The sequence below is a fragment of the Myxococcus sp. CA056 genome, from assembly GCF_013336715.1.
In the GTDB taxonomy this organism is placed as follows: domain Bacteria; phylum Myxococcota; class Myxococcia; order Myxococcales; family Myxococcaceae; genus Myxococcus; species Myxococcus llanfairpwllgwyngyllgogerychwyrndrobwllllantysiliogogogochensis.
In genome coordinates this window covers 206962-233414 of sequence record NZ_JABUMT010000005.1, presented here as the reverse complement: position 1 = coordinate 233414, position 26453 = coordinate 206962, and the positions used below count along the sequence as shown (strand labels likewise).

The window sequence follows — 26453 nt, the reverse complement described above, 5'->3', positions numbered from 1 at the left end:
CTCACATCATCGCAGGTACAGGCCCAGGCCGAACAGCACGCCGAAGAAGAGTTGGAAGCGCGCGGTCCCCCCCAACGCCGGGTTCAGCGCGGCCCCCTGCTCTCGCAGCACCCGCTTCAGTGGCGGCACCGCCAGGGGCAGGCTCAGGAACGACAGAAAGACCCAGGGTCCGGCGAGTCCCAGCACGAACATCGCGATGGGCGTGGCGAACGCGGCCAGGAGCAGCAGCACGTACTCGGCCTTCCCCGCCGTCGTCCCCCAGCGCACCGCCAGCGTCCGCTTGCCCGCCTTCACGTCCGTGGTGACGTCCCGCAGGTTGTTGACGACGATGAGCATGGTGCCGCTCGCGCCCACCGGAATCGCCGCCCACCACGCCGCCGGATGCACCGTGCCGGCCTGAACGTAGAAGGTCCCCGTCACCGCGACGAGCCCGAAGAAGATGAAGACAAAGAGGTCGCCCAGGCCGTTGTAGCCCAGGGGAAACGGCCCACCCGTGTAGGCGTAGCCACAGAGGAGCGACGCGAGCCCGATGGCGACGATGGGCCAGCCACCCACCGCGACCAGGTACGCCCCCACCGCCGTCGCCAGGGCGAAGCAGACCGCCGCGCCCACGAGCACCGTGCTCGGCGCGATGAGCCCGCTCTGCGTGACTCGCACCGGACCGAGTCGCTCGTGCGTGTCCGCGCCCTTCTTGAAGTCGTAGTAGTCGTTGATGAAGTTGGTGCCAATCTGGATGAGCACCGCGCCCAGGAGCGCCGCGAGGGCCGGGACGATGCGCCCCACTCCCAGGCCGAACGCGAGCGTCGTTCCCACCAGCACCGGCACCAGCGCCGCCGTCAGTGTCTTGGGACGAACCGCCAGCAACCACGTCTTCACCGTGGGCCGAGGCTTCGCCATCGCCACGGGGGATCCAGGGACGGACGTACTCACGGATTCACCCTCCCTGAACTCGCCACCGGAGCAACGGCCTCGAACTGGGGCGCCTCGAACCAGGGCGTCTGGAGGAAGCCCAGCACCTCCCGGACGTAGTCCTCCGGTGCCTCCAGGTGCGGCGCGTGGCCGCAATCCGAGAAGGCATGTCGCCACACCACCGGAAGCTCCGTCGCCATCTTGCGCGCCGTCTGCGTGAACTTCTCGTCCCGCGCTCCCGTGAGCAGCAACGTGGGCAACCGCTGGTGATGAAGCTCCGACCAGTAATCCGGTTGTACTCCAAGCCCCAGGCACTCAAGTGCGCCGGCGAGCCCCTCCACGGTGCAGCCTCGACGGTGCGCGCGCAGCGTGTCGCGGCGCTCCTCGGGCATGGTGCGAAGGCTGTCGAACAGGGGCAGCGCTTCCCAGCGTTCCACGAAGGCGTCCACACCCCGGGCGCGGATGAACGCCGCGAGCTGCGCGTCCGCCTCACGTCGCGCGGAACGCTCCTGACGGCGGTGCAACCCCGGCGAGCCGCTCTCCATGATGAGCCGACCGAACCGGTCCGGCGCACGCACGGACGCGGCCAGGGCCACCCGCGCACCCTGCGAATATCCGAGCAAATCCACCGTGCCCGCGCCGAGCGAGTCCACCAGGGCCACCAGCGCGTCCACCGTCTCCAGGAAGCCGTCGCGGCCCTGTCGCTCGGGCAGCGGTGTGGCGCCATGTCCTGGCAGGTCCACCGCGATGGCTCGCACGGAGCGCCCCATCAATGGCCGCAACCCGTTGAACGAAGCCCGGTTGCCGGTGAAGCCGTGCAGCAGCACGAGGGGCCGGGAGCCTTCTCCCCACGTCTCGTAGGCCAGTGTCACGCCCATGGTCCGTCTCCCAGTGCGGCGGCCATCCTCGCGAAGAGCTGCCGATGGTCATCCACGTTGGCGGCCCGGTCCACGCGCACCTCCACGAGATGCAGGCCGCCTTCGAGCCCTTCACGCACCGCTGACCGCAACGCCGAGGGCGTCGTCGGCCGGTGCAGTCGCGCTCCGCCCAGCGCCGCCGCGTGCGACAGGTCCACGCCGTGCGGCGTGCCGAACAGCGTCTCGAACTCGTCCGGCTTCGCCGCCTGGGCGATGGGCAGGAACGAGAAGATGCCGCCGCCGTCGTTGTTCACGGCGACCACCGTCAGTGGCACCCGGGCGCGCGCGGCCGTGACGAAGGCCCCCACGTCGTGCAGCAGCGCCAGGTCACCCGTGAGCAGCACGGCGGGACGCGAGGCCGCGGCGGCCATGCCCAGCGCGCTGGAGATGATGCCGTCGATGCCATTCGCCCCACGGTTGGCCAGCACCCGCAGCGGCACGGGACCCGCCGGAGCGAAGGCATCCACGTCGCGAATGGGCATGCTGCTGGAGACGAACAACGGAGCCTCTGCGGGAAGCGCGGCCACCACCTCGCGGGCGATGCGCGGCTCGCTGAGCTGGTCGGGCCGCTCGGCGAAGGCGGCCTCGAGCGCGCCTCGCGCCAGTCGCTCCGCCGCGAGGAAGCCCTGCGCCCACCGTCCCGGGCCCCGGGTCTGTCCCTTCGCCAGCGCCGCGCAGGCCGCCACCGCCGAGCCTTCCACCACCGTCGACGCGCGATGCGTCGGGTCGAACAACGCGCCCCCATCACTGAAGAGGACGACGTCCGAGCCCGACGCCTCCACCCATTGCTGCGGCGACTTGGGCGTCAGCCCGCCACCGAAGCGCAACACCAACTCCGGGCGGTGCGTCCGAGCAAAGGGCGCATGGCGCAACAGCGCGTCGTAATACGAGAGCGTGAGCGGCCCACCGCCATAACGCGCCTGGGACGTCGCCTCGGCGAGCACGGGGTAGCCCGTGGCCTGGGACAGCGCGGAGATGGCGTCGGCGAACCCGTCCGCCTCGTCGCGAGGACCACAGACAATGACACCCCGCTCCGTCGCGGCGATGCGCTGACGCAGCGACTCCAACACCGCCGCATCCGGCATTGGCGTAGGTGGCACGATTCGCGTGAGCGGCGCACCCGCGCGGCCCGCCTTCGACAGCACGGACAGGCGCTCCTCACCGAAGGCCTCCGTCACGGGCGCGAGCGGCTCGCGGAAGGGGACGTTGAGTTGCACGGCGCCCCGCGGCGCGCGCAGCGCGGTGGACACGGCCCGGGCGGCGGTCGCGCGCAGGTGGATCAGCGCCACGTCACTGGCCTCGGGGACGCCCACGTCCGTGAAGCTGCGCGCGTGCTCGCCATAGAAGCGGGCCTGGGGAACCGTCTGCGCCGCGCCCCACCCCTGCAGCTCCAGCGGGCGGTCCGCAGTGAGTACAATCAGGGGCACCTGGGACAGCGAGGCCTCGATGACCGCGGGATAGAAATGCGCGCCCGCAGTGCCGCTCGTGGCCACGAGAATCACTGGCGCACGTGACTGCTTCGCGAGCCCCAGCCCGAAGAAACCGGCGCTGCGCTCGTCGATGACGGACCAGGTGCGCAGGCCCTCCGCGCGAGCACACGCAATCGCCAGCGGCGAGGAGCGCGAGCCCGGGCACACCACCGCGTGCCGCGCGCCACCGCGAACCAACTCCTCCACGAGCGCACGAGCCCACAGCAGGTTGAGATTACTGTCGCCCGACATCCCCGCCTCCCAACGCACGCAACACGGCCAGACTCTTCATCTCCGTCTCCCGCCACTCCGCCTCCGCGATGGAGCCGGCCACGATTCCGCAACCCACGAACAGCCGGGCCCGCGAGCCCCGCACCCGCGCCGAGCGCAACCCCACCATCAGGTGCGCACGCCCCGGCCCCACCCAACCCACCGGCCCCGCGTACCAGCCCCTGTCCAGTCCCTCGTGCTCCACCAGGAAGGACAGCGCTCGCTCGCACGGAGTGCCACCCACCGCCGGCGTGGGATGCAACGCCCCCACCACCTGCGCGGCCGAGACACCCTCGCGAAGCTCCGCGCGAATGGCCGTGCGCAGGTGCACCACGTTCTTCAACGTCAACAACTGGGGCTCCGCGTCGGCTCGCACGTCGGCCGCAAGCCCCCGGAGCGTCGCGAGGATGTAGCGGACCACCGCCTCATGCTCGCGCACGTCCTTGTCCTGCCCCCGCAGCCCCTCGGCCTGATGTGGCGCGGCCGTCCCCGCGAGCGCCTCCGTCTCCAGCACCCGCCCCTCCACCCGACACAGCGTCTCCGGCGTCGCGCCCAGGAAGCACGTCCCGTCCGGCGCTCGAAACAAGAAGGTGGCACAGCGAGGGTTCTGCTCCCGAAGGCGCGCCAGCACGTCCACCACGTCGAAGGGCACCGGCCCCTCTACATCCACGGCGCGCGCCAGTACCACCTTCTGGAGCTGCCCCGAAGCAATGGCTTCCAGCGCACGCTCCACCCGCGCCTCGAACTCCGGACGCGACGAGGTCTGCGACAGGTCCACCGGACCGCCCCGCGCGTGTCGGTACGCCTCCGAGAAGCGCGCGCACACCCGCTCCAGCCGCGAGCGCACAACGTCCTCGCCGCCACGTCCCTCGGGCGCGAAGGCCGCCACCGCCAGCCCGCTCCCGGTGCGCCACACCAGCACCTCGGGCAGCGTCCAGCGCGCCACGCCATGCGCCGCCCAGGCCTCATCCGGCAGGCCCGTCGCGCCGAAACGAATCCCACCGAACCAGGGACCCGGGAGACTGTCGGGAACCGCGCCCAGCCAGCGCAAGGACGTCGCGGCCAGGGTGGTGAGAACCGCGGGCACCTGCCCGGACTCAGCGGCCACCACCACCGCCGCCTCGCCCCACCCCGCCGCCGCTTCTTGAGCCAGGGGCCGCTCCCAATACACCGTCGGAACGCCCAGCGAATCCGCTCCGGAGAGTGGATCCACCGCCGCCAGGGGCATCATTCCGGCCACCCAGCGCTGGCCCTCAACGGGATTGAGCGTCTTCATCAGCGGTCCTCATCCGCGACTGCCCTGAAATCACCTTCGGTTGTCTTCTAAGCCATCTCGGCTATACATGCACCAAGGAGTTCAAAACCTCTTGAACTCGGTGGATGGGAGGGCTCGTGGGAGGCAAGCAGCCAGACGAATCCGTGCCGGCGAACGCCGGGAAGGACACGGGTGCGCGGCGCGTGCTCCGAGCGTTCCGACCCGAAGGGACGCGGGTGCGTGCGGGCAGCGTGGAGGTAGGCGGCCCGGGGTTCGTCGTCATGGCTGGCCCTTGCGCCGTGGAGGGTGTGGAGCAGGTCGACCGGACCGCCGCCGCCGTGGCTCAAGCGGGTGCCCATATCCTCCGAGGTGGCGTGTTCAAGCCTCGCACCAGTCCCTACGCGTTCCAGGGAATGGGAGAGCCGGGGCTGCAGCTGCTGGCCGACACCGGGCGCCGCCACGGGCTGCCCATCATCAGTGAAGTGATGGAGACCGCGCAGATTCCCTTCATGGCGGAGTCCGCGGACATCCTCCAGGTGGGCGCGCGAAACATGCAGAACTTCTCCCTGCTGCGCGCGCTGGGCAAGATACGCCGCCCGGTGCTGCTGAAGCGGGGGCTGTCCGCCACCGTTCAAGAGTGGCTGCTGGCGGCCGAGTACATCCTCGAGGGCGGCAACGAGCAGGTCCTCCTGTGCGAGCGGGGCATCCGGACGTTCGAGACGGAGATGCGCAACACGCTGGACCTGGCCGCCGTCGCCTGGGCCAAGCAGCGGACACACCTGCCCGTTATCGTCGACCCCTCGCACGCGACGGGACAGGTGGAGCTCATCCTCCCCATGTCCCTGGCGGCGGCGGCGGCGGGGGCGGATGGGTTGTTGATTGAAGTCCATGCGAAGCCGGAGCAGGCGCTGTGCGATGGGGCACAGGCCCTGACACCAGAGCGCTTTCAAACGTTGATGCAGCGGCTGCCAGCCGTGCTAGACGCGGTGGGCCGACACCTTTGGCGGCCGGAGAGTCCGGCCCAGGTCGTGAGGGCGCGATGAGTACCGAAGTCCGTCAGATGTTCTCCTCCATCGCCACGCGGTACGACGTGACGAACGAGGTCCTGTCGTTCGGCATCCACCGCCTGTGGCGTCGGACGGCCGTGCGTCTCAGCCGGGCCAAGGAAGGCGACAGCGTCCTCGACTGCGCCTCCGGCACCGGAGACCTGGCGCTGGTCTTCAAGCGGAAGGTGGGAAGCAACGGCCGCGTCGTCGGCACGGACTTCTGCCCGGAGATGCTGGAGAGCGCCCCCGCGAAGGCGGCCAAGGCGGGCCTCCAGGTGGACTTCCAGGTCGCCGACGCGATGGCGCTGCCCTTCGCGGACAACAGCTTCGACGTGGCCTCCATCGCCTTCGGCATCCGCAACGTGGATGACCCGGTGAAGTGCCTCAGCGAGATGGGGCGCGTGGTGAAGCCGGGAGGCCGCGTCGTGGTGCTGGAGTTCGGTCAGCCCAACGGCGTCTTCGGAGCGCTCTTCCGCTTCTATAGCAAGACGGTGATGCCGGCCATTGGCGGCCTGCTCACCGGCAACCGCGCGGCCTATGAGTACCTGCCCCGCACTTCGGCGGCCTTCCCCGCCGGAGACCGTTTCCTGTCGCTGATGGACCAGTCCGGCGCATATGCGGAGCGAAGCGCGCATCCGCTGATGTTCGGAACGGCGAACGTGTATGTCGGCATCGTCCGCTGAAGGCCAGAGAAGACTCGTCGAGCATGTCCTCAACTCAGTGGATCCCCGGCTCGCGCCGACGCTGAGAGAAGCCGTCGCGCGTCCGGGGCCCACGCCTCGCCCGGCCGCGGGACAGACGGTGGTGCTGTGTGGCCATCGCAGCGCGGGCAAATCCACGTTGTTGCCCCGAGTCGGCGGACTGCTCGCGCGGCGGGGCCTGGACCTGGACACCCACCTGGAGCAGACCCACGGCCGCCCGCTGCGCAAGTGGGTCGCGGAGGCGCCCACGGAGTTCCGCGCCGCCGAGCGCCGCGCGCTCCTGGAGCTTCCCTCCGGAACCCTCGTGGCGGTGGGCGGCGGTTTCCTCTCGCACCACCCGGACGCGCTGGAGGGGATGTTCACCCTGCTCATCCCAGTGACGTTCGAGACCTACCGGGAGCGACTGCTCCACGACCGGACCCGACCCCGGCTGCGTCCGGGCCTCTCCCTGGAGGAGGAACTCTCCTCCGTCTTCCAAGAGCGCGAGGCCCTCCACGCCCGCGTTCCCACCGTCGCCCTGGTGGACTTCCTCCGGGGCTGCCTCCACCTCGAGGAGTCCCCGTGACGCCCGCACGGCGTGTCGTGACGCTGCCTCCCACCCTGCTCGGCACTGACGCCGTCCACTTCGCCCGGGAGTGCCAGCGTCGCGGCGCCGACGTGCTGGAGATTCGCACGGACCTGCACGCCCCGGAGGCCGTGGACCCAGCCGCGCTCGCGGCCGTCCTCCCGCTGCTCGTTTCCGAGCGTGGCAAGCCGTTGCCGTCCGCATGGGTCACCGCCGCGTGGCGCGTGGACAGGGACTTGATGGACGCCACCGGGCACCAGGGCTCGCTCGATGCGCCCTCCGGCAAGCTGCTCGCGTCGCACCATGCGGACCGACAGCTCACCACCGACGAAGCCTTGCGGTTGTGGGAACGCGATGTGCCCGCTGACGCGCTGGTGAAACACGTGGAGCCGATGACCCATCCGGACCATGTCGGCACCCTGCTGGAGACACAGCGCAGGCTGGCGGACCGGTTCGGAGTAACTCGCGTCACGGTGCTCGGCATGGGCGCGGTGGCGCTGCCCGCGCGCGCCGTGCTCGCCCGGAACAACATGCTCGACTACGTGGCCGCTGGCGGCTCCTGGGCCGCTGCGCCGGGACAGCGACTCCTCGACGACGTGGTTCGGGAGTGGCGCGGCGCGGACCGCACCACACTGCCGGCCCCGCTGCGGCTGGGCATCTTCGGGATGTCCATCGCCCACTCGCGCTCGCCTCGCATCCACCGGCAGCCTTTTGATCGCATCGACATTCCCGCGGACGGCCCCGTCGAGGCCCTCTTGGACTCGCTCCTGCCCCACTACGCGGGCTTCGCCGTCACCAGCCCGTTCAAGATGCCACTGGCGCGGCACACGGGCTCGTCACTGGACGCCATCAACACCCTGGTCCGTCGAGGCACCCGGTGGGAGTCCTTCAACACGGACACCGAGGGCGCCCGGAAGGTGCTGGAGCGCCTGGGCTCGACGGAGGTCTTCGTCCTCGGTGACGGAGGCGCCACGTCCGCGCTGCGCACAGTGGCGACCGAGCGCGGTGAAGCCCTGCGCATCCTTCGTCGGGCGGACATCCAGGCACCCCTCACCGGCTCAGGCGTCTGGACCTGGCCGGTCCATGTGGAGCCGCCGGATTCCCTGCGATTCGAGCGAGCACGCGTCGCGGTGATCGCATACGGTGCGCCCGGCCGACGCATCGCGGCGGAGATTACGCGGCGCGGCGGCACCCCGGTCCTGCTGGGTGCGGCGTGGTTCGTCGCGCAGGCCCGGCGGCAGCGACAGCTTTGGGAGACCGCGACATGAACACCTTCGGAGTCCTCTTCCGTTTGACGACCTTTGGTGAGAGCCACGGCCCCGCGCTCGGCGCGGTGGTGGACGGCTGCCCCGCGGGCGTGCCCCTCACGCAAGAGCGCCTCCAGGCCGCGTTGGACAGGCGCCGCCCGGGCCAGTCCGCCCTCGTCACGCCTCGCAACGAGCCAGACCGGGTGGAGATCCTCTCCGGCGTCTTCGAGGACAAGACGCTCGGCACGCCCATCGCCGCCATGGTGCGCAACACGAACCAGCGTTCGGGCGACTACGAGCAGCTCAAGCAGGTGGACCGGCCCGGCCACGCGGACGCCGTGTGGCGCGAGCGCTACAAGCACCGGGACCACCGCGGCGGCGGTCGCACCAGCGGACGCGAGACGCTCTGCCGCGTCATCGGCGGAACCATCGCGGAGGCCTATCTGGAGCGGGACATGCCCACCGTGCGCACCGTCGCGTACGTGTCCCAGGTCGGTGACCTCATCGCCTCCGTGCCCGCGCCGGGCCTCACGCGCGCCATGGTGGATGCGCACCCCACGCGCTGCCCCGACGAGGCGGTCCGCGAGGAGATGTCGCGCCGCATCCTCTCCGCGAAGGAGGCCGGGGACAGCCTCGGTGGCTCCATCGACATCCGCGTGGAGGGGCTGCCCGTGGGACTGGGCGAGCCCATCTTCGGGAAGATAAAGGCGCTCATCGCCCAGGCGCTGGGCAGCGTGGGCGCCATCACGGGTGTCGTCTGGGGTCCGCCGGATCTGCTCCAGCGCATTGGCCAGCCGGGCACCCAGTTCCATTCCGTCAAGGACGTCTACGGCGGCATCCAGGGTGGCCTCACCAACGGTGAGCCGCTCCAGGTCCGCGCTTTCTTCAAACCCCCAGCGACGCTGGCGGACCACGCGAAGGGTGGCCGTCACGATCCGTGCATCATGCCCCGCGCCGTTCCGGTGCTGGAGTCCATGGTGTCACTGGTCATCGCAGACCTCGTCCAACAGATGAACGCACGCCCCAACACCCTATGAGCCCCTACCCTCCCGGCGCCTACCGTCCTCCCAACGACCGCTGGGGTCCGTTTTCGCGACTCGCCAAACGCCTTCCTGAAGGCAGCCTCGCGGTGGTGGATCGCACCGTCGCCCGACTCCACCCGGGACTCATCCCCGCGCTGGAGGCGCAGAACCCTCGCGCCATCGTCCAGCTCGTGGGCGGAGAGAGCGCGAAGAGCTTCAAGGCCCTGGAGAAGGTGCTCGCCGCGGGGCTGTCCCTGCCGCGCTCCGGCACGCTGCTCGCCGTGGGCGGAGGCACCGTGGGCGATGTCTCCACCGTCGCCGCGCACCTGCTCAAGCGCGGTGTGAGGCTGGTGCAGGTGCCCACCACGCTGCTCGCCGCCGTCGACAGCAGCCTGGGTGGCAAGGGCGCGGTGGACCTCACCGTGAAGGGCCGCGTGGTGAAGAACCCCGCCGGCGTCTTCCACTACGCCGAGGAGTCGTGGATCTGCCCGGAGCTGTTCGCCACGCTGTCGCCGACACAGGTGCGCGAGGGCTCGCTCGAGGCGTGGAAGATGGTCATCAGCCTGGATGCGGCCCTCTTCCGCCGCTACCTGCGCAAGCCGCCCGCGCTCGAAAAGCTGGTGAAGGACGCGCGCGGCCTCAAGGAGAGCGTGTGCGAGCAGGACCCCTACGAGCACAAGGGCCTGCGCCGGGTGCTCAACTTCGGCCACACCTTCGGCCATGTGCTGGAGAGCGTGTCCCACTTCAAGCTGTCCCACGGTGACGCCGTGGGCCTGGGCATCCTCCTGGCCCTGGACGTGGGTCGCCACCTGGGCGTCACCCCGGAGCCCGTGGCCGCCGAGGTCGAGCGTGCCCTCATCGACGGCCCGGGTGTCCTCGACCGTGAGCGAGTCGCCGACCTCTTGCGCCGCCCATCGCTGAAGGACATCGCCACGCTGCTCGACGCCGACAAGAAGGCCGGAGCCCGGGGCGAGCTGCGCATGGTGCTCCTGACGGCCATCGGCGCCACCGAGGTCCGCGACGTGGCCGCGTCGACGTGGCGCGAGCTGTGGCCGGCGTGGACGAAGGCGGTGCGCCCGTGAGCATGAGCACCCGTCGCATCCTGTTGGACCCGAGCCACCTCGTGGCCTCGCCGCTCACCCCGCCCGTCTCCAAATCGGACGCGCAGCGCGCCCTGGTGCTGGGTCACCTCACGGGCGCCTGGCCCCTGCCCTCCGTCCAGGCCGAAGCGGACGAGGACCTCCCCGCCGACGTGCGAGTGCTGCGCCGGGGCGTGGAAGCCCTGCGGCTGCCCGCCGGGCCCGTGCGTGGCGTGGACTGCGCGGACGGTGGCGCCCCCTTCCGCATCCTGGCCACCCAGGTCGCGGTGACGCCGGGTGCTCGCGTGCGCCTCACCGGCACGCCTCGCCTGGGTGAGCGTCCCCACGGCCCACTCTTCACCTCGCTGAAGGACGCACTCGGTCCCGCGGGGCTCACGCTCACCGAGGGCCAGCCCTGGCCCGTGGAGCTGTCCGCGCCAACGGACACCTCGAAGGTGTCGCCCGTCTTCCGGGTGCCCGGCGACCAGAGCAGCCAGTACGCATCCAGCCTGCTCCTGGGCTGCGCCGCGCTGTTCCTGCGAGAGCGCCGGGCGTGGAGCGTCGAAATCGAAGGCACGCTGACGAGCGCCGGCTACCTGGAGCTCACCCTCACGTGGCTGGAGCGCTTCGGCTTCGAGGTCCAGAAGTCCGACTCCCGATACACCGTCTCCGGCTACACGCCCCCTCCGAGCGTCCCTTCGCTCCCCGGGGACTGGTCGTCGCTGGGCTACCTCCTGCTCATCGCCTGGAAGGCTGGGGGCACGGTGGAGCGAGCCGACGCGGCCAGCGCCCACCCGGACCAGGCCATCCTCCGCCTCATCGAGCAGGTGGGCCTGGGGACGACGCCGACAGGTCCGGCCCACACGTTGAAGGTGACGGGCCACCCGGCGGGAGGCTTGCGGGCTTCGGGCAAGGAGTGTCCGGACCTGCTGCCAACCCTGGCGGCGCTCGCCTGTGTGCTCCCCGCGCCTTCCACGCTGACGGACGTCGGAATTCTCCGATTGAAAGAAAGCGACCGGCTGGAAGGTATCCGAGACCTGGTCAGCGCCTACGGAGGGACGACGGAGCTCCAGGGGGAAATCCTCCACCTGACGCCTCCCGCGGCCCCTCCTGCCCGGTTCACCATGGACAGCCGGGGTGACCACCGCCTGGCGATGACGGCCGCGACACTCAGCGTGCTGTCCGGAGCGACCCTCGTCCTGACCGGCCCCGAGTGTGTCGAGAAGAGTTTTCCGGGCTTCTGGCGGCAGCTGTCCCGCTCGGGAGCACGTATTTCCGAGCAGCCGTAGGAACCATCAGTGTCTCCCCATCCGACTTATCGTTCTTTTTTGTTGAAAGCGATCTGCGCCCTGTGAAATCTCCGCCCATGCCCAAGGACACGCTGACGATCACCGACAATCGGACCGGCAAGACGTACGAGGTCCCGGTCGAGAACGGCTGTATTCGCACCAACGCCCTCCGACAGATCAAGGTCGGGGACGACGACTTCGGCCTCATGGGCTACGATCCGGCGTTCCTCAACACCGCGAACTGTAAGAGCGCCATCACCTTCATCGATGGTGACAAAGGCATCCTGGAGTACCGCGGTTACCCCATCGAGCAGCTGGCCGAGAAGTCCAGCTACCTGGAGGTCGCCTACCTCCTGCTGAACGGAGAGCTGCCGACCCCGAAGGAGCTGGAGCAGTTCGTCCACCTCGTCACGCACCACACGTTCGTGCACGAGAACGTGAAGTCCTTCATGGATGGGTTCCGCTACGACGCGCATCCCATGTCCATGCTGGGCTCCACCGTGGCGGCGCTGTCCAGCTTCTACCCGGACGCGAAGAACACGAAGGATGAGCTGAGCCGCCGCATCCAGATCACCCGGCTCATCGCCAAGATGCCCACGCTCGCCGCGTTCTCCTACCGGCACACGATGGGCCTGCCCTACATCTACCCGGACAATGACCTGTCCTACGTCGCCAACTTCCTGGCGATGGTGAAGCGCATCGGCACCACGACCTACAAGGTACACCCGGTGCTGGAGCGCGCGCTGGACGTGCTCTTCATCCTGCACGCGGACCACGAGCAGAACTGCTCGACGACGTCCGTGCGCACGGTGGGCTCGTCGGAAGTGGACCCGTACTCGGCCGTCACGGCGGGCATCGGCGCCCTCTACGGCCCGCTGCACGGCGGCGCCAACGAGGCGGTGCTGCGCATGCTCCGCGAGATTGGCCACGTCTCCAAGGTCCCCGACTTCATCAAGTCGGTGAAGAGCGGCGAGGGCGAGAAGAAGCTGATGGGCTTCGGCCACCGCGTCTACAAGTCCTACGATCCGCGCGCCAAGGTCATCAAGCGCGTGGCGGACGAGGTCTTCGAGGTGACGGGCAAGAACCCGCTGCTGGAGCTCGCCGTGGAGCTGGAGCGCATCGCACTGCAGGACGAGTACTTCGTCAAGCGCAAGCTCTACCCCAACGTCGACTTCTACTCCGGCCTCATCTACGAGGCGATGGGCTTCCAGGCCGAGATGTTCCCCGTCCTCTTCGCCATTCCCCGCACGGTGGGCTGGTGCGCGCAGTGGGAGGAGATGGTCCTGGACCCCGAGCAGAAGATCGCGCGTCCCCGTCAGGTCTACACGGGCCAGAAGCGCCGCGACTACATCGCCATGGACAAGCGCGCCGCGAAGTAGGCGGCCTGTCCACACACCCCTGGGCATGAAGTGAGAAGGGGCGAGGGACCGCGAGGTTCCCCGCCCCTTTCTCTTTGCGGGCCCGTCCGGCGACTCCAGCGCCTCGGAGTCGCCCGCACCGCCCCGCTTCAGCCCGCCTGGGCCGTGGTGGGCTCGGCGTACATCGATTCGATGAGCCCGGCGTGCTTCTGCTCCACGGCCTTGCGGCGGACCTTCAGGGTGGGCGTCAGGTCGCCCGCGTCCACGGTGAAGTCCTGCTCCAGGATGGCGAAGCGCTTGATCGACTCGAAGCGGGACAGCTTCGGGTTGATGTCGCGGTCCAACCCCTCCTGGATGAGCTGGCGCAGGCGCGCGTCCTGGGAGAGCGTCTTCAGGTCCTCGGGCCAGCCCTTCTGCTGGGCCAGGGCGCGGCACTTCTCCACGTCCAGCGCCAGCAGGGCCACCAGGTAGTTGCGCCGCTCGCCCACCACCACCGCGTGGCCCACCCCGGGAAGGGACTTGATGAGCTCCTCGATGTTGCCGGGCGCCGTCTTCTTCCCGCCGGAGGTGACGATGATCTCCTTCTTGCGGCCGGTGATGTGGAGGTAGCCCTCTCCGTCGAGCTGGCCCACGTCACCGGTGTGCAGCCACCCGCCCTCCAGCAGCTCCGCGGTGGCCTCCGGGTTCTTGTAGTAGCCCATGCACACGTTGCCGCCCTTGACGAGGATCTCCCCGTCCTCGGCGATGCGGACCTCCACGCCAATCAGCGGGCGCCCCACGGTGCCCAGGTGGGCGGCCTCGCGCGTATTCACCGTGCCCGGGCCCGCCACCTCCGTCATCCCCCACACCTCGTGGATGAACATGTCGATGGAGGCGAAGAACTCCAGCACGTCCCGGCCGATGGGGGCCGCCGCCGTGGCGAAGAAATCCACCCGCTCCATGCCGATGCGCGTCTTGAGCGGCTCGAACACCAGCCGCTGGGCCAGCCGGTACTGGGCCTCCAGGAGCACCGGGATGCGCTCGTGGCGCTGGGCGCGGGCATGCAGCTCCGAGGCGACACCCCGGGCCCAGGAGACGATGCGGCGCTTCATGGGGGGCTGGCCGCGCAGCCCCTCCTCCGCCTTGGCCTTGAACTTCTCCCACACGCGCGGCACGCCGAAGAAGAACGTGGGCCTCACGTCCTTCAGGTTCGCCGGCATCGCCTCGACCGAGTCCGCGAAGTACACCTGGATGCCCAGTATCAGCGGGCAGTGCAGGGAGATGACCTGCTCGGCGATGTGGGACAACGGCAGATAGGAGATGATGACCGAGTCCTGCTGGTGCTTGAAGTCCACGGCGGTGATGAGCTGCCGGGACGTCCAGGACAGGTTGTAGTGGCTGAGCATGACCCCCTTGGGGTGGCCCGTCGTCCCGGAGGTGTAGATGAGGGTGCCCAGCGCCTCCGGATTCAGCGCGTTGACGCTGTCCCAGTAGGGCTTGTCATCCACCCCCGTGCCCTTCTCCAGGACGTCCGCGTAGCGCAGGACCCCCTCCGGCAGCGGCGTGGACGGCGCGTCCAGGATGATGAGGTGGCGCAGCTTGGGCAGGCGCTCGCGCAGGGCGAGGCCGGTGCGCAGGTGCTTCTCGTTCTCCACGACGAGGACGGTGGCCTCACAGTGGCCCAGGATGTACTCGAGCTGCTCCACCGCGCTGGTGGTGTACAGACCTACCGGGACGCCTCCCAGCGCCATGGCGGCCAGGTCCGCGACGTGCCACTCCTCGCGGTTGAAGCTGATGATGCCCAGCGGCTGGCCCTCCCCGTACCCGAGCGTCCTCAGGCCGAGGGCGAAGCGTTTGACCCGCTGGGCGTATTCGAACCAGGAGGTAGGGACATAGCCGTGTCCCCGGCGGGTCCAGAGGGCCGGCCGATGCTCCTGCTGCGCGGCCCGGTCATGGAGGGCATGCACCATCGTCTTCGGGAGGTCCATCCGACGAAGGTTAGCGGATGTAGGGGCGTCCCGACCACGCCCCCGGTTCGCGGACGTTGACAGCTGGTTGGATGGCTTTGTATGCCGCGCCCGACCATGAGCATCGACTTCACCTGCCAGAAGTGCGAGGCAAGCTTCGAGCTTGACGTTCAAGACCTCATCGAGGGGACGGAGAAGATCATCTGTCCTCACTGCGACGCGAAAGCGCCCGCGAATCTCTCGGAGGACTTCGTCGCCGCGCTCTCGGAGATGCGCGCGCAGATCGCCGTGCTCGACAAGAAGTTCGCCGTCTCCATGACGTTGGAGTCGGAGGACGTCGCGGACACGATCGACGAAGAGGACGAAGAGGAGGATGAGGAATCCGACGACGAGGACGACGACCTCGACGAGGATGAAGACGAGGACGTCGAGGACGACGAGGACTACGACGACGAGGACGAGGACGAGCGTCCCTGACGTCTGCTCCCTTGCCCTCCGGGCGGCCGTTTCACGCCGTCCAGGGCAACCGGGCTGAATCGCTACCCTCCCGAGAGGGGGGTGGGTGCGTAGTTTCAGGGTGTGAGAACACCCAACCGCGCCACTTTCTTCTTCGCCCCCCTGTCGGCGCTGTTGTTGGCGCTCGGGGGGGTGCTGATGCTCCCCGCCTTCAGTGCTCCCGGGGCCATCGCGGCCACACTCCCGGGCGACTCCGGGCAACCGTGCATCACCGAGCACGGAGGCGACCCCAAGGCCTGCAACGAGCTGGTCGAACTGGAGGTACAGGACGTCGTCCCGCTGGTGGAGGCCCAGACGCACGCCGTCGTGCTCACCACGAAGGACCGCCAGGTCGTCCTCCCCGTCTTCGTGGATGAGGCCTCCGCCGTCTCCATCGCCTTCCGACTGGCGGAGCGCGAGCCGCCCCAGCCGCTCGCCCAGGACCTCCTGGACGACGTCGTCGACCAGCTCGGCGCCAAGGTGACGGAGGTCCGCATCGACGACCTGCGCGACAACGTCTACTCGGGCCGCGTGTTCCTGGAGCAGGGTGCGAAGAAGATGACGCTGGAGGCCCGCCCGTCGGACTCCATCGCCATGGCCCTCACCAGCCACGCCCGCATCCGCGTCACGCGCAAGGTGCTGACGCTGGCCGGCATCAGCCGCGAGGAGATTGAATCCCTCCAGAAGGGCGGGCCCGGCGTGGGTGGCAGTGGCCCTGGCGGACAGCTGGAAGAGCCCGCCCCGATGCCGCCTCCTGGGATGCCCGCGCCCGGCAATCCGCCCATCGACATGGACACGGAGGCCCTTCCGCCTGGCCACCCGCCGCTCGGCGCGCCGCAGGGCACCGGCAAGAAGATAGACCTCTAGGCTTCGAGCCGGGGGCGAGCAGAGCCAGCGACAGGTGCGAGAAAGCCCGGCCCCCCCTCCCAGGGAAGCCGGGCTTTCTCTCTCGAACATCGAGTGCCTGCAAGACGCTGGCGTGGGTCCAACCCGGGGGTCGGCACCGCGCCTGGGGCAAAGAGTTAGTCTCCCGGGCGCGAGGCTGTCAAGCCACGCACCCCGCCGCCTAGGATGCGCGCGCATATGCGCAAGGCGAAGATCATCTGCACCCTGGGGCCCGCATCGAGCTCGCTGGAGGTCATCGAGGGCCTCATCCGCGCGGGGATGAACGTGGCGCGGTTGAACTTCTCGCACGGTACGCACGACGAGCACCGCCAGCGGGTGGCCCTCATCCGGAAGGCGTCCAAGCGGCTGAAGCTGCCGGTGGCCATCCTCCAGGACATCCAGGGCCCCAAGATTCGCCTCGGAAAGTTCGAGGGTGGACAGCTCACGGTGAAGCCGGGCGAGCGCGTGACGGTGACGACGCGCGCGGTGATGGGCCAGGGCTCCATCATCCCCACCCCCATCAAGTCGCTGACGAAGGACGTGAAGCCGGGAGAGGCCATCCTCCTGGACGACGGCCGGGTGCGGCTGCGCGTGCGCAACGTGGCGGGCCAGGACGTCCTCTGCGAGGTGGAGATCGGCGGCCTGCTCAAGGACCACAAGGGGTTGAACCTGCCGGGCTCGCCCATGTCCGTGCCCACGATTACACCCAAGGACGAGGTGGACCTGGCGTTCGGCCAGGACGTGGGCGTGGACTACGTGGCGCTGTCCTTCGTGCGCACGGCGGACGACATCCACCGGGCCCGCAAGCACGTGGCGAAGAACAAGACGCCGCTCATCGCCAAGATTGAAAAGCCCCAGGCCGTGGACCAGCTCGAAGCCATCGCCCGGGCCGCGGACGGCATCATGGTGGCGCGTGGGGACCTGGGCGTGGAGATGCCCCTGGAGCAGCTGCCCGCCATCCAGAAGCGGATGGTGCGCGTGGTGAACCAGATGGGCGGCCTGGTCATCGTCGCCACGGAGATGCTGGAGAGCATGGTGAGCAACCCGCGCCCCACGCGCGCGGAGGTGTCGGACGTCGCCAACGCCATCCTGGACGGCGCGGACGCGGTGATGCTGTCCGGCGAGACGGCCGCGGGGCGCTACCCCATCGACGCGGCGTCCACCATGGCCCGCATCGTCGAGGAGACGGAGCGCGGCGTGGTGCGACACCAGCACCACTCCCCCTTCGAGCGCTCGGAGGACCTGGGCACGGGCGTCGCGGCGGCGGCGGTGGCGGCGACAGGCCAGCTCAACATCCAGACGATTGTCGCGTACACGGAGAGCGGCCACACCGCGCGCCTCATCTCCGAGTTCCGGCCCCACGCGCGCATCATCGCCCTCACGCCGAACGAGGCCGCCGTCAACCGCATGGCGCTGTACTGGGGCGTGACGGGACTCCAAGTGCCCCGCGTGAGGTCCACGGACGCCATGCTGCGGCAGGTGCGCAAGCTGTGCCTGCGCGAGGGCATCTGCCAGGTGGGCGCGCCCGTCGTCGTGGTGGCGGGAGTGCCGCTCAACGTACCGGGCAACACCAATCTGATGAGCATCCACCGCGTGTGAGCGCGGTGGACGTCGTCACTCAGAGCACCTTCTGCTCGAAGTCGTAGATCTTCTCGACGGCGAGCTGACGGTAGCGCTCCATGTTGAGGGCGCGACGAGCGCACTCCCAGACCAGCTCGTTGGGCGTGCGCTCCGGCTCCTTCTTCTTGCGGCGCTTCACCTCGGCCTTGATGGACTTCACCGCGGCGCGCGGGTGGTAGCAGAAGGAGGAGGTGAATAGGAGGTGCCCACCGAAGGGGATGAGGCGGGCCTCGAGGATGTCGCCCGTCTCCAGCCCGGCGATGTTGCGCCGCTCCGTCACGTCGAAGTCCTTGCCCGAGTACATGTCGCGCAGGCGCACCAGGCCCTTGCCCAGCTTGCGGACCTCGAAGATGCCGTGGACCGTCTCCGTGAAGCTGCGGAAGGCGTTGGACTCCTCGGGCGAGGTGTTCGCCAGGCGCTGCTCGTAGAACTCCACGGCCGGCGTCTTGCCCGTTCCAGGCGAGACGCGGTCATAGAGGTAGTAGTCGAGGAACGACGCCATGCGCAGCTCGAAGAGCTTGTCGTCCTCGAAGACCTCGCCTGTCAGGCGGAAGTACTCCGCCTTGGCTTCGAGCAGGTCCGCCTTCCGCGACTCCACGCTGCCGAAGGCGATGAGCTGGTCCAGGTACGGCTGGTAGGAGAGCGGTGACAGCGGGGAGTCCATAGAAGGTCGGTCATCCTACCCCGCCATCAGCTTCGCGAAGCGACCGAAGAGATAGCGTGCGTCATGCGGGCCGGGAGAGGCCTCGGGGTGGTACTGCACGCTGAAGGCCCGCGCATCTGGGACGGCCAGGCCCTCCACCGTGCCGTCGTTGAGGTTGATGTGCGTGACGACCGCCTTGCCCTTGAGGCTGGCGTCGTCCACGGCGAAGCCGTGGTTCTGCGCGGTGATCTCCACCTTGCCCGTCGTCAGGTCCTTCACGGGCTGGTTGCCGCCACGGTGGCCGAACTTCATCTTGTACGTCCGGCCGCCCAGCGCCAGCGCCATGATCTGATGGCCCAGGCAGATGCCGAACACGGGCACCTTGCCCAGGAGCGCCGCCACGGTGCGGTCCGCGCCCTTCACCGCCGCCGGGTCTCCGGGGCCGTTGGCCAGGAAGACGCCGTGGGGCTTGCGGGCCAGCACTTCCTCCGCCGTGGTGTGCGCGGGCACCACCGTCACGCGGCAGCCCACGTCGACCAGGAAGTGGAGCATCGACTTCTTGAGGCCGTAGTCGTAGGCCACCACGTCGAAGCGCGGGTCGCCCTGGGGGTGGGCCTCGCCAATGCCCGTGAAGACGTCCGGCGAGGGCGCGGTGAACGTGTACGGCGTCTTCACCGACACGCCGCTGGCCAGGTCCAGGCCCTCCATCCCGTGCGCGGAGCGAGCGCGCTCCGACAGCGCGGCCGGAGACAGGCCCTCGCTGGAGATGACGCCCATCTGCGCGCCATGCGTGCGCAGGTGGCGCACCAGGCGGCGGGTGTCCAGCCCTTCGATTCCGGCGACGTTGTGGCGCTTGAGGTACGCATCCAGCGACTCGCGCGCGCGCCAGTTGGACGGCTGGCTCGCGAGAGCGCGCACCACCATGCCCACCGCGTGCGGCTTGCCGGCCTCTTCGTCCTCCGGCGTCACGCCGACGTTGCCCATCTCCGGGTACGTCATGGTGAGGATCTGCCCGACGTACGAGGGGTCCGTGAGGATCTCCTGGTAGCCGTACATGGACGTGTTGAAGACCACCTCACCCACCGTCTCGCCGACCGAGCCAAAGGCACGGCCCTCGAAGGTGGTGCCATCCGCCAGGGCGAGCACTGCCCGCTTCGTCATTACCGTGACTCCTTCACCTGGCCGTCGGAGAACACCTTCCGGCCAGAAACCCAGGTCTGCACCACGCGGCCCTTCTGCTTACGGCCATGGAAGGGCGTATTCCGGCTGCGGGAATAGAACCGGTGGGCATCCACCGTCCACTCCTCCGAGGGGTCCACCACGGTGATGTCCGCCGGGGCCCCGGGAGCCAGGTGACCGCCCGGCAGGCCGAACGCCTTCGCCGGGCCGTGCGTCAACAGCTCCACGGCCCGCTTCGCGCCCAACAGCCCCGCGTGCACCAGCTCCAGCGTCAGCCCCAGGGCCGTCTCCAGCCCGACGATGCCGTTGATGCCCTTCTCGAACTCCACCTGCTTGTCCAGCACGCCATGGGGCGCGTGGTCCGTGGCGATGGCGTCCACGGTGCCATCCACCAGCGCCTCGCGCAGCGCCTCCACGTCCCGGTCCGCGCGCAGGGGCGGCGCCATCTTGGCGTGGGTGTCGTAGTCCCCCACTGCCCGGTCATCCAGGATGACGTGGTGCGGGGTGGCCTCGGCCGTGACGAGCAGGCCCCGGCGCTTCGCCTCGCGGATGAGGCGCACGCTGCCCTCGCAGGACACGTGGGCGATGTGCAGGCGGCCCTTCGTCTCCTCGAGCAGCACCAGGTCTCGCGCCACCATGGCCACCTCCGCGGAGGCGGGAATGCCGCGCAGGCCCAGGCGCGTGGACGTGGTGCCTTCATGCATGGCGCCACCGGCGGACAGCGTCAGGTCCTCCTCGTGCACCATCACGGGCACGCCGAAGAGCGTGGCGTACTGGAGCGCGCGGCGCATCAGCGCGGCGTTCATCACCGGGCGGCCGTCATCGGTGATGGCGACACAGCCGGAGGACACCAGCTCGCCCGTCTCCGCCAGCTCCTCGCCCTTGAGGCCCTTGGTGATGGCGCCCGCGGGGTACACATGGCACAGGCCGGCGGCGCGAGCGCGCGACAGCACCAGCTCCGTGACGAGCCCGCTGTCGTTGACGACCTTGGTGTTGGGCATGGCGACGACGGCGGTGAAGCCTCCCGCCACGGCGGCGCGGCAGCCCGTGAGGACGGTCTCCTTGCCCTCCTCGCCCGGCTCGCGCAGGTGGACGTGCAGGTCGATGAAGCCCGGCAGCACCCAGCGTCCCGCGGCCTCCACCACCTCCGCGCCCGGGGGCACGGGGAGCGGCGCGTCGGAGACCTCCGCCACCTTGCCGTCACGCACCAGGACGTCGCGGACTCCATCGACGCCGTTGCGCGGGTCGATGACGCGCCCTCTCCGGAAAAGCACCGTGGAGCTCATGACGCGCACACCTCGAGGATGGCCCGCCGCACGGCGACGCCGTTGGAAACCTGCTCCAGGATGACGCTGCGGGGCCCGTCCGCCACCGAGGGCGCCAGCTCCAGGCCTCGATTGATGGGGCCCGGGTGCATCACCAGCGCGCCCGCCTTCATCCTGTCCTCTCGGGCCGGGGTGAGGCCGAACAGGCGCGAGTACTCCTTCGTCGAGGGCAGGAACGCCTCGCCCATGCGCTCCATCTGCAGGCGAAGGCACATCACCGCGTCCGCCTGAGGCAGCACCGCGTCCAGGTTGTGCGTCACCTCGGCGCCCAGCGACTCCAGTCCCGGGGGCACCAGCGTGGGCGGACCACAGAAGACCACCCGCGCGCCCAGGGCCTTCAGGCACCACAGGTTGGAGCGGGCCACGCGGCTGTGGAGGATGTCCCCGACGATGAGCACCGTGCGGCCGTCCAGGCTGCCCCAGTGCTGACGGAGGGTGAAGGCGTCCAGGAGGGCCTGGGAGGGGTGCTCGTGGGTGCCGTCCCCCGCGTTGATGACGGCGCAGCGGACGTGTTTGGCCACCAGGTGGGGCGCACCGGACGAGCGGTGGCGCATGACGATGGCCACGGGCCCCGTCGCCTCGATGTTGCGAGCGGTGTCCAGCAGCGTCTCGCCCTTCGAGGTGGACGAACCGGAGGGGCTCCAGTTGAGGACGCCGGCGCCCAGGCCTCGGGCGGCCATGTGGAACGAGGTGCGCGTCCGGGTCGAGTCCTCGAAGAAGAGGTTGGCGACCACCTTGCCGCGCAGGGTGTGGGTGACGTCTGGACCACCAGGCAGGTGCGCGCGCGCCCTGTCGAGCACTGCTTCGAGCTCGTCCCGGCGCCAGCCTTCGATTCCAAGGAGGTGTCTCATGGCCGGGGGCGCCGCGTACCCCGGGCCGTGCGGCGCGTCAAGCACCGTCCGAGGCGTGGCGGGTCGCCTGCCCCCCGGGTGTGGGTCAGCGCACGGGCTCGAAGAAGCGGTCCAACCGGAGACCCGTGCCACCGAACAGGCCGTGCAGCAGGCCGTGGTAGCCCAGCGACAGCCAGACCACCATCGCCTTGCCCTTGATGTGGCCGTAGGGCACGAACTCCGTCTTGCCGTAGCCGGTGATGCCCAGGCCGTGACGACTGTCGGAGCTGTTGTCGCGGTTGTCGCCCATGACGAAGACCTGACCCTCGGGCACCACGTAGGGCCCCTCGTGCCGAGGCATCCGCGAGGGCGTCTGGAGCACGCTGTGCGGCACGCCGCTCAGGTTCTCCCGGTACAGCGACTCCTGCTGGTCGTACCACTGACCGGCATCCGTGATGTTGTGGACGATGTACTCGCTGTCGACACTCTCGCGGGTCTGCGGCTGGCCATTGATGTGGACCACGCCGTCGAAGATCTCCACGGTGTCGCCGGGCACGCCCACCACGCGCTTGATGTAGTCGGTGGCCTCGTTGACGGGGTTGTTGAAGACGATGACGTCCCCGCGCCCCGGAGGCCGGACGATGACGAACGGCACCACGTTGGCGAACGGGACGCGCACCCCGTAGATGAACTTGTTGATGAAGACCTGATCGCCAATCTGGAGCGTGGGCAGCATGGAGCCGGAGGGAATCCGGTACGGCTCCACGATGAACGTCCGGAACACCAGGGCGACCAGCAACATCTTCACGAAGCCGCCCACGAAATCCATGGGCGACTCCTTGCGGAACGCACCCAGGTGCTGGGAGGTGAGCGCTTCCAGCGCCCTCACCTCGCGGGCCAGCTTCTCCAGATCTCCCTCGGCCGAGGCTGACTCCACCTTCAGCGCCTGCTCGGTGATCTGCTCCGTCAGCGCCGGGGAGAGCTTCTCGCGCACCTGCGGCTTCTGGAGGATGCGCTCGTTCTCGGAGATGAGCTCATGCGCCTCGTGCCGCTGGCGGCGCAGCTGCTTCTCGCGCGGCGACACGTTGCGCCACACCAGCAGCGCGACGAAGTACGCCACCATCAGCAGCCCCAGCCCCTTCATCGCGGGCTGGGCCCAGGCGGCCGCCGTGGGCACGAACTCGATGAGCGTCGTGTACGGGAACAGCACCAGGGCGACGATGCACAGCGGGGCCCACAGGCTGGTGAGCATCTCGCGCCACAGCAACTTACGGCGCGCGCGCACCTGTTCAGGGGTGCGCCGGGCCGCCATCGCGGTCGCCAGCTTCGCGGGAGGGTTGGCGGAAGGACTGGCAGCGTTCATGGCTACTGCTCCGACTTGAGGACCGCGAGGAAGGCCTCCTGCGGAATCTCCACCGTACCCACCTGCTTCATGCGCTTCTTGCCCTCCTTCTGCTTCTCCAGGAGCTTGCGCTTGCGGCTGATGTCACCACCGTAGCACTTGGCGAGCACGTTCTTGCGCATGGCGGAGATGGTCTCACGGGAGATGATCTTCGCGCCGATCGCCGCCTGGATGGCCACTTCGTACATCTGCTTCGGGATGACTTCCTTCAGCTTCGCGCAGACCTCGCGACCGCGCAGGTAGGCGCGCTCGCGGTGCACGATGACGCTCAGCGCGTCCACCGGCTCCCCGTTGATGAGGATGTCCAGGCGCGCCAGATCCGCCTCCTGGTAGCCGGTCAGCTCGTAGTCCAGGCTGGCGTAGCCGCGCGACACGCTCTTGAGCTTGTCGAAGAAGTCGAAGACCACCTCGGCCATCGGCATCTCGTACGTCACCTGCACGCGCTGCCCGCTGCTGCCCAGGTACTTCATGTCCTTCTGCACACCACGGCGGTCCTGGCACAGCTTCAGGATGGCGCCCAGGTGGTCATTGGGGACGTGGATGTGACAGGTGAGGATGGGCTCCTCGAACTTCGCGATGTTCTGCACCGGCGGCAGCTTGGCGGGGTTGTCCACCAGCTGGACGTCACCCTTGCCGCTGGTGATTTGGTACACCACGCTGGGCGCGGTGGTGATGAGGTTCAGGTTGTACTCGCGCTCCAGGCGCTCCTGGACGATCTCCATGTGCAACAGGCCCAGGTAGCCGCAGCGGAAACCGAAGCCGAGCGCCGTGGACGACTCGGGCTCATACGTGAAGGCGGAGTCGTTGAGCTTCAGCTTCGCGAGCGCGTCACGCAGGTTCTCGTACTGGTCGGACTCGATCGGGAAGATGCCGGAGAACACCATCGGCTTCACTTCCTGGAAGCCGGGGAACGGCTCCTGCGTCGGACGGGCCTCCTCCGTGACGGTGTCGCCGACCTTCGCGTCCAGCAGCTCCTTGATGTTGGCGACCAGCACGCCCACTTCGCCGGCCATGAGCTGCGTCACGGGGCGGGAGAACGGGGTGAAGACACCCAGTTCCTGCACCTCGAAGACCTTGTTGTTGCTGAACAGCTTGATCTTCTGCTTGAGCTTGAGCGTGCCTTCCAGCACGCGCACCAGCGTCACCACACCCCGGTAGTTGTCGTACCAGGAGTCGAAGATGAGGGCCTTGAGCGGCGCGTCCGGCGAGCCCATCGGCGGCGGCACGCGCGCGACCACCGCTTCCAGAATCTCGTGGATGCCGATGCCTTCCTTCGCGGAGGCGGGCACGGCCACGGAGGCGTCGATGCCGATGACGTCTTCAATCTCCGCGCGGGTGCGGTCGACGTCCGCGCTGGGCAGGTCGATCTTGTTGATGACCGGGATGATCTCCAGCTCGTGGTCCAACGCCATGTAGACGTTGGACAGCGTCTGCGCCTCCACGCCCTGCGACGCGTCCACCACCAGGAGCGCGCCCTCGCACGCGGCCAGGCTGCGGCTGACTTCGTACGCGAAGTCGACGTGCCCCGGCGTGTCGATGAGGTTGAGGACGTACTGCTTGCCGTCCTTCGCGGTGTAGTTCATCCGCACGGACTGGGCTTTGATCGTGATGCCCCGTTCGCGCTCGATGTCCATGTTGTCGAGGAACTGGGCCTGCGCCTCGCGCTTGCTCAGCGTCCCCGTCTTGTCGAGGAGGCGATCAGCCAGCGTCGACTTTCCATGGTCGATATGGGCGATGATGCAGAAGTTGCGGATGTGCGCGTTTTCAGCCGGCATGTTCGTGGCGCTCGTCGGAAGAAGCGGGCGTGCCTAACATCGAACCGCGCGAAAATCTACGCGCGAACGCCCGCCAGACGAGCAACCCGTCGGGGGCGCCCGATTGTTCCCCCAACCACCGTGCTCCCCTGAACGGACGCCCGGCCACCCGGGGACGACAGGGCACGAGGCCCCGTCCGGGAGGCGACTTCCTCCCGGACTCCCCTGCCCTGCTTCCCGTCAGCCAGCCTCAGCCGTGGACGCGGACCGGCTCGGCCTTCTCGCGGAAGTAGGCGACGGTGCGGCGAGCCCCCTCGCGCAGGTCGGCGGACGGCTCCCAGCCGAGCACCTTCTTCGCGAGCGAGTTGTCGATGCACGAGCGCAGCTGCTCGCCGGGCTTGCCGGGCGCGTGGGCCACGGCGGCCGTCGAACCCGCGGCCTCTGCCAGCAGCGCATAGAGGCGGTTGATGTCGGTCTCCACGCCGGTGCCGATGTTGATGGCGCCCACGTAGTCCTTCTCGAAGGCCAGCCGGTTCGCCCGGGCCACGTCGGGCCCGAAGACGAAGTCGCGGGTCTGCTTGCCCTCACCGAAGATGGTGCAGTCCTGCCCGGAGAGCAGGCGCTGGCAGAAGATGGCCACCACGCCCGCTTCGCCATGCGGGTTCTGTCGCGGGCCGTACACGTTGGCGTAGCGCAGGGCGACGTACGGCAGGCCGTACTGGGCCCGGTAGTAGCCCAGGTACAGCTCCCCCGCCGCCTTGGAGACCCCGTACGGGGACACCGGGCGCGTCGCGTGGGACTCCGGCGCGGGGAACACGTCCTGCTCGCCGTAGATGGCGCCGCCGGTGGAGCTGAAGATGACCTTCTTCACGCCCGCGACGCGCGAGGCCTCCAGTAGATTCAGCATGCCGCGGATGTTCACATCCGCGTCGAAGCCCGGATCATCCACGCTGCGCCGCACGTCCATCTGCGCCGCCAGGTGACAGAGCACCTGGGGCTTCTCCGACTTGATGAGCTCCGCGGCCTCGCGGCTGCGGATGTCATGCACGGCCAGCCGGACGCGCGGGTCCAGGTTCTCCTTCTTGCCACCCGACAGGTCATCCAACGCGATGACCTCGTGTCCCGCCTTCAGGAACTCGTCGCACACGTGCGAGCCGATGAAGCCCGCTCCACCCGTCACCAGGACTTTCACGCTTCCGTCTCCCCGCCACCCGGCCGTGGCCAAACTGTCTTTGATTTCAGAGTCT

General features: G+C 69.1%; 23 protein-coding genes. 11 read left to right on the top strand and 12 right to left on the bottom strand.

Annotated features, from left to right (window positions below):
• Positions 1-6: 6 nt before the first annotated feature.
• The 4 genes from HUA76_RS23225 to HUA76_RS23210 are packed head-to-tail and all read right to left on the bottom strand — an operon-like array spanning position 7 to position 4841.
• Positions 7-930: a 1,4-dihydroxy-2-naphthoate polyprenyltransferase gene (locus HUA76_RS23225; protein ID WP_371817249.1), complete on the bottom strand. Its 924-nt coding sequence runs from the start codon at positions 928-930 to the stop codon at positions 7-9.
• Positions 927-1787, bottom strand: a complete 861-nt coding sequence (menH, locus tag HUA76_RS23220) for a 2-succinyl-6-hydroxy-2,4-cyclohexadiene-1-carboxylate synthase (protein WP_174455337.1) — start codon at positions 1785-1787, stop codon at positions 927-929. Before menH ends, HUA76_RS23225 begins: the two co-directional genes overlap by 4 nt.
• Entirely contained in the window at positions 1778-3547 is a 1770-nt protein-coding gene (gene menD / locus HUA76_RS23215; protein ID WP_174462101.1) for a 2-succinyl-5-enolpyruvyl-6-hydroxy-3-cyclohexene-1-carboxylic-acid synthase, read from the bottom strand. Before menD ends, menH begins: the two co-directional genes overlap by 10 nt.
• Entirely contained in the window at positions 3531-4841 is a 1311-nt protein-coding gene (locus HUA76_RS23210; RefSeq protein WP_174462100.1) for an isochorismate synthase MenF, read from the bottom strand. The genes menD and HUA76_RS23210 overlap by 17 nt, the downstream gene beginning before the upstream one ends.
• A 104-nt stretch (positions 4842-4945) precedes the next feature.
• On the opposite strand from HUA76_RS23210, the gene aroF reads away from it, so the two are divergent.
• The 8 genes from aroF to HUA76_RS23170 all read left to right on the top strand — a co-directional run bounded on the left by aroF (position 4946) and on the right by HUA76_RS23170 (position 13148).
• Positions 4946-5863: a 3-deoxy-7-phosphoheptulonate synthase gene (aroF, locus tag HUA76_RS23205; protein WP_174462099.1), complete on the top strand. Its 918-nt coding sequence runs from the start codon at positions 4946-4948 to the stop codon at positions 5861-5863.
• Positions 5860-6549 carry a bifunctional demethylmenaquinone methyltransferase/2-methoxy-6-polyprenyl-1,4-benzoquinol methylase UbiE gene (gene ubiE, locus HUA76_RS23200; RefSeq protein ID WP_141646435.1) on the top strand — a complete coding sequence of 230 codons (690 nt, stop codon included), beginning with the start codon at positions 5860-5862 and terminating at the stop codon, positions 6547-6549. Before aroF ends, ubiE begins: the two co-directional genes overlap by 4 nt.
• 37 nt (positions 6550-6586) lie before the next feature.
• The gene (locus HUA76_RS23195) at positions 6587-7132 is read left to right on the top strand and encodes a shikimate kinase (RefSeq protein ID WP_246137561.1); all 546 of its coding nucleotides are present in this window, start codon (positions 6587-6589) and stop codon (positions 7130-7132) included.
• Positions 7129-8400 (top strand): shikimate dehydrogenase, encoded by a 1272-nt coding sequence (locus HUA76_RS23190; protein ID WP_174462098.1) that lies wholly within the window; start codon positions 7129-7131, stop codon positions 8398-8400. Before HUA76_RS23195 ends, HUA76_RS23190 begins: the two co-directional genes overlap by 4 nt.
• Complete coding sequence (gene aroC / locus HUA76_RS23185; RefSeq protein ID WP_141646432.1) at positions 8397-9416, top strand: chorismate synthase; 1020 nt, start codon at positions 8397-8399, stop codon at positions 9414-9416. The genes HUA76_RS23190 and aroC overlap by 4 nt, the downstream gene beginning before the upstream one ends.
• Positions 9413-10483 carry a 3-dehydroquinate synthase family protein gene (locus HUA76_RS23180; RefSeq protein WP_174462097.1) on the top strand — a complete coding sequence of 357 codons (1071 nt, stop codon included), beginning with the start codon at positions 9413-9415 and terminating at the stop codon, positions 10481-10483. The genes aroC and HUA76_RS23180 overlap by 4 nt, the downstream gene beginning before the upstream one ends.
• A gap of 2 nt (positions 10484-10485) precedes the next feature.
• Entirely contained in the window at positions 10486-11769 is a 1284-nt protein-coding gene (locus HUA76_RS23175) for a 3-phosphoshikimate 1-carboxyvinyltransferase (RefSeq protein ID WP_174462096.1), read from the top strand.
• Positions 11770-11846: 77 nt separating this feature from the next.
• A complete protein-coding gene (locus HUA76_RS23170) occupies positions 11847-13148 on the top strand; it encodes a citrate synthase (protein WP_174462095.1) in 1302 nt (433 codons plus the stop codon).
• Positions 13149-13276: 128 nt separating this feature from the next.
• Here HUA76_RS23170 and HUA76_RS23165 read toward each other — a convergent pair whose 3' ends face one another.
• A complete protein-coding gene (locus tag HUA76_RS23165) occupies positions 13277-15094 on the bottom strand; it encodes a long-chain fatty acid--CoA ligase (RefSeq protein ID WP_174462094.1) in 1818 nt (605 codons plus the stop codon).
• An 81-nt stretch (positions 15095-15175) separates the two neighbouring features.
• Between HUA76_RS23165 and HUA76_RS23160 the strand changes: the two genes are divergently transcribed.
• The 3 genes from HUA76_RS23160 (at position 15176) to pyk (ending at position 18052) form a co-directional block, all read left to right on the top strand.
• Positions 15176-15550: a hypothetical protein gene (locus HUA76_RS23160; RefSeq protein WP_181791072.1), complete on the top strand. Its 375-nt coding sequence runs from the start codon at positions 15176-15178 to the stop codon at positions 15548-15550.
• Positions 15551-15727: 177 nt separating this feature from the next.
• The gene (locus HUA76_RS23155) at positions 15728-16435 is read left to right on the top strand and encodes a bifunctional nuclease family protein (RefSeq protein ID WP_174462235.1); all 708 of its coding nucleotides are present in this window, start codon (positions 15728-15730) and stop codon (positions 16433-16435) included.
• A 216-nt stretch (positions 16436-16651) separates the two neighbouring features.
• Entirely contained in the window at positions 16652-18052 is a 1401-nt protein-coding gene (gene pyk, locus HUA76_RS23150) for a pyruvate kinase (RefSeq protein ID WP_174462093.1), read from the top strand.
• 19 nt (positions 18053-18071) lie between these two features.
• Here pyk and HUA76_RS23145 read toward each other — a convergent pair whose 3' ends face one another.
• The 7 genes from HUA76_RS23145 to HUA76_RS23115 form a co-directional block, all read right to left on the bottom strand.
• Positions 18072-18737 (bottom strand): hypothetical protein, encoded by a 666-nt coding sequence (locus HUA76_RS23145; RefSeq protein WP_141646429.1) that lies wholly within the window; start codon positions 18735-18737, stop codon positions 18072-18074.
• Positions 18738-18752: 15 nt separating this feature from the next.
• Positions 18753-19877, bottom strand: a complete 1125-nt coding sequence (gene carA, locus HUA76_RS23140; protein ID WP_141646428.1) for a glutamine-hydrolyzing carbamoyl-phosphate synthase small subunit — start codon at positions 19875-19877, stop codon at positions 18753-18755.
• Positions 19877-21181, bottom strand: a complete 1305-nt coding sequence (locus HUA76_RS23135) for a dihydroorotase (RefSeq protein ID WP_174462092.1) — start codon at positions 21179-21181, stop codon at positions 19877-19879. The genes carA and HUA76_RS23135 overlap by 1 nt, the downstream gene beginning before the upstream one ends.
• Entirely contained in the window at positions 21178-22071 is an 894-nt protein-coding gene (locus HUA76_RS23130) for an aspartate carbamoyltransferase catalytic subunit (RefSeq protein ID WP_141646426.1), read from the bottom strand. The genes HUA76_RS23135 and HUA76_RS23130 overlap by 4 nt, the downstream gene beginning before the upstream one ends.
• An 85-nt stretch (positions 22072-22156) precedes the next feature.
• Positions 22157-23413, bottom strand: coding sequence for a signal peptidase I (lepB, locus tag HUA76_RS23125; protein ID WP_174462091.1), 1257 nt, complete (start codon positions 23411-23413; stop codon positions 22157-22159).
• A gap of 2 nt (positions 23414-23415) precedes the next feature.
• Positions 23416-25227 carry a translation elongation factor 4 gene (lepA, locus tag HUA76_RS23120; protein ID WP_174462090.1) on the bottom strand — a complete coding sequence of 604 codons (1812 nt, stop codon included), beginning with the start codon at positions 25225-25227 and terminating at the stop codon, positions 23416-23418.
• Positions 25228-25456: 229 nt separating this feature from the next.
• Positions 25457-26398 carry an NAD-dependent epimerase/dehydratase family protein gene (locus tag HUA76_RS23115; protein ID WP_174462089.1) on the bottom strand — a complete coding sequence of 314 codons (942 nt, stop codon included), beginning with the start codon at positions 26396-26398 and terminating at the stop codon, positions 25457-25459.
• Positions 26399-26453 lie beyond the last annotated feature (55 nt).

Bases quoted from the DNA above. Each gene is read 5' to 3' on its own strand.
- menH (WP_174455337.1), bottom strand. From the start codon at position 1,787: ATGGGCGTGACACTGGCCTACGAGACGTGGGGAGAAGGCTCCCGGCCC.
- menD (WP_174462101.1), bottom strand. From the start codon at position 3,547: ATGTCGGGCGACAGTAATCTCAACCTGCTGTGGGCTCGTGCGCTCGTG.
- HUA76_RS23210 (WP_174462100.1), bottom strand. From the start codon at position 4,841: ATGAAGACGCTCAATCCCGTTGAGGGCCAGCGCTGGGTGGCCGGAATG.
- aroF (WP_174462099.1), top strand. From the start codon at position 4,946: ATGGGAGGGCTCGTGGGAGGCAAGCAGCCAGACGAATCCGTGCCGGCG.
- ubiE (WP_141646435.1), top strand. From the start codon at position 5,860: ATGAGTACCGAAGTCCGTCAGATGTTCTCCTCCATCGCCACGCGGTAC.
- aroC (WP_141646432.1), top strand. From the start codon at position 8,397: ATGAACACCTTCGGAGTCCTCTTCCGTTTGACGACCTTTGGTGAGAGC.
- HUA76_RS23180 (WP_174462097.1), top strand. From the start codon at position 9,413: ATGAGCCCCTACCCTCCCGGCGCCTACCGTCCTCCCAACGACCGCTGG.
- HUA76_RS23175 (WP_174462096.1), top strand. From the start codon at position 10,486: ATGAGCACCCGTCGCATCCTGTTGGACCCGAGCCACCTCGTGGCCTCG.
- HUA76_RS23170 (WP_174462095.1), top strand. From the start codon at position 11,847: ATGCCCAAGGACACGCTGACGATCACCGACAATCGGACCGGCAAGACG.
- HUA76_RS23165 (WP_174462094.1), bottom strand. From the start codon at position 15,094: ATGGACCTCCCGAAGACGATGGTGCATGCCCTCCATGACCGGGCCGCG.
- HUA76_RS23160 (WP_181791072.1), top strand. From the start codon at position 15,176: ATGCCGCGCCCGACCATGAGCATCGACTTCACCTGCCAGAAGTGCGAG.
- HUA76_RS23155 (WP_174462235.1), top strand. From the start codon at position 15,728: ATGCTCCCCGCCTTCAGTGCTCCCGGGGCCATCGCGGCCACACTCCCG.
- pyk (WP_174462093.1), top strand. From the start codon at position 16,652: ATGCGCAAGGCGAAGATCATCTGCACCCTGGGGCCCGCATCGAGCTCG.
- HUA76_RS23145 (WP_141646429.1), bottom strand. From the start codon at position 18,737: ATGGACTCCCCGCTGTCACCGCTCTCCTACCAGCCGTACCTGGACCAG.
- carA (WP_141646428.1), bottom strand. From the start codon at position 19,877: ATGACGAAGCGGGCAGTGCTCGCCCTGGCGGATGGCACCACCTTCGAG.
- HUA76_RS23135 (WP_174462092.1), bottom strand. From the start codon at position 21,181: ATGAGCTCCACGGTGCTTTTCCGGAGAGGGCGCGTCATCGACCCGCGC.
- HUA76_RS23130 (WP_141646426.1), bottom strand. From the start codon at position 22,071: ATGAGACACCTCCTTGGAATCGAAGGCTGGCGCCGGGACGAGCTCGAA.
- lepB (WP_174462091.1), bottom strand. From the start codon at position 23,413: ATGAACGCTGCCAGTCCTTCCGCCAACCCTCCCGCGAAGCTGGCGACC.
- lepA (WP_174462090.1), bottom strand. From the start codon at position 25,227: ATGCCGGCTGAAAACGCGCACATCCGCAACTTCTGCATCATCGCCCAT.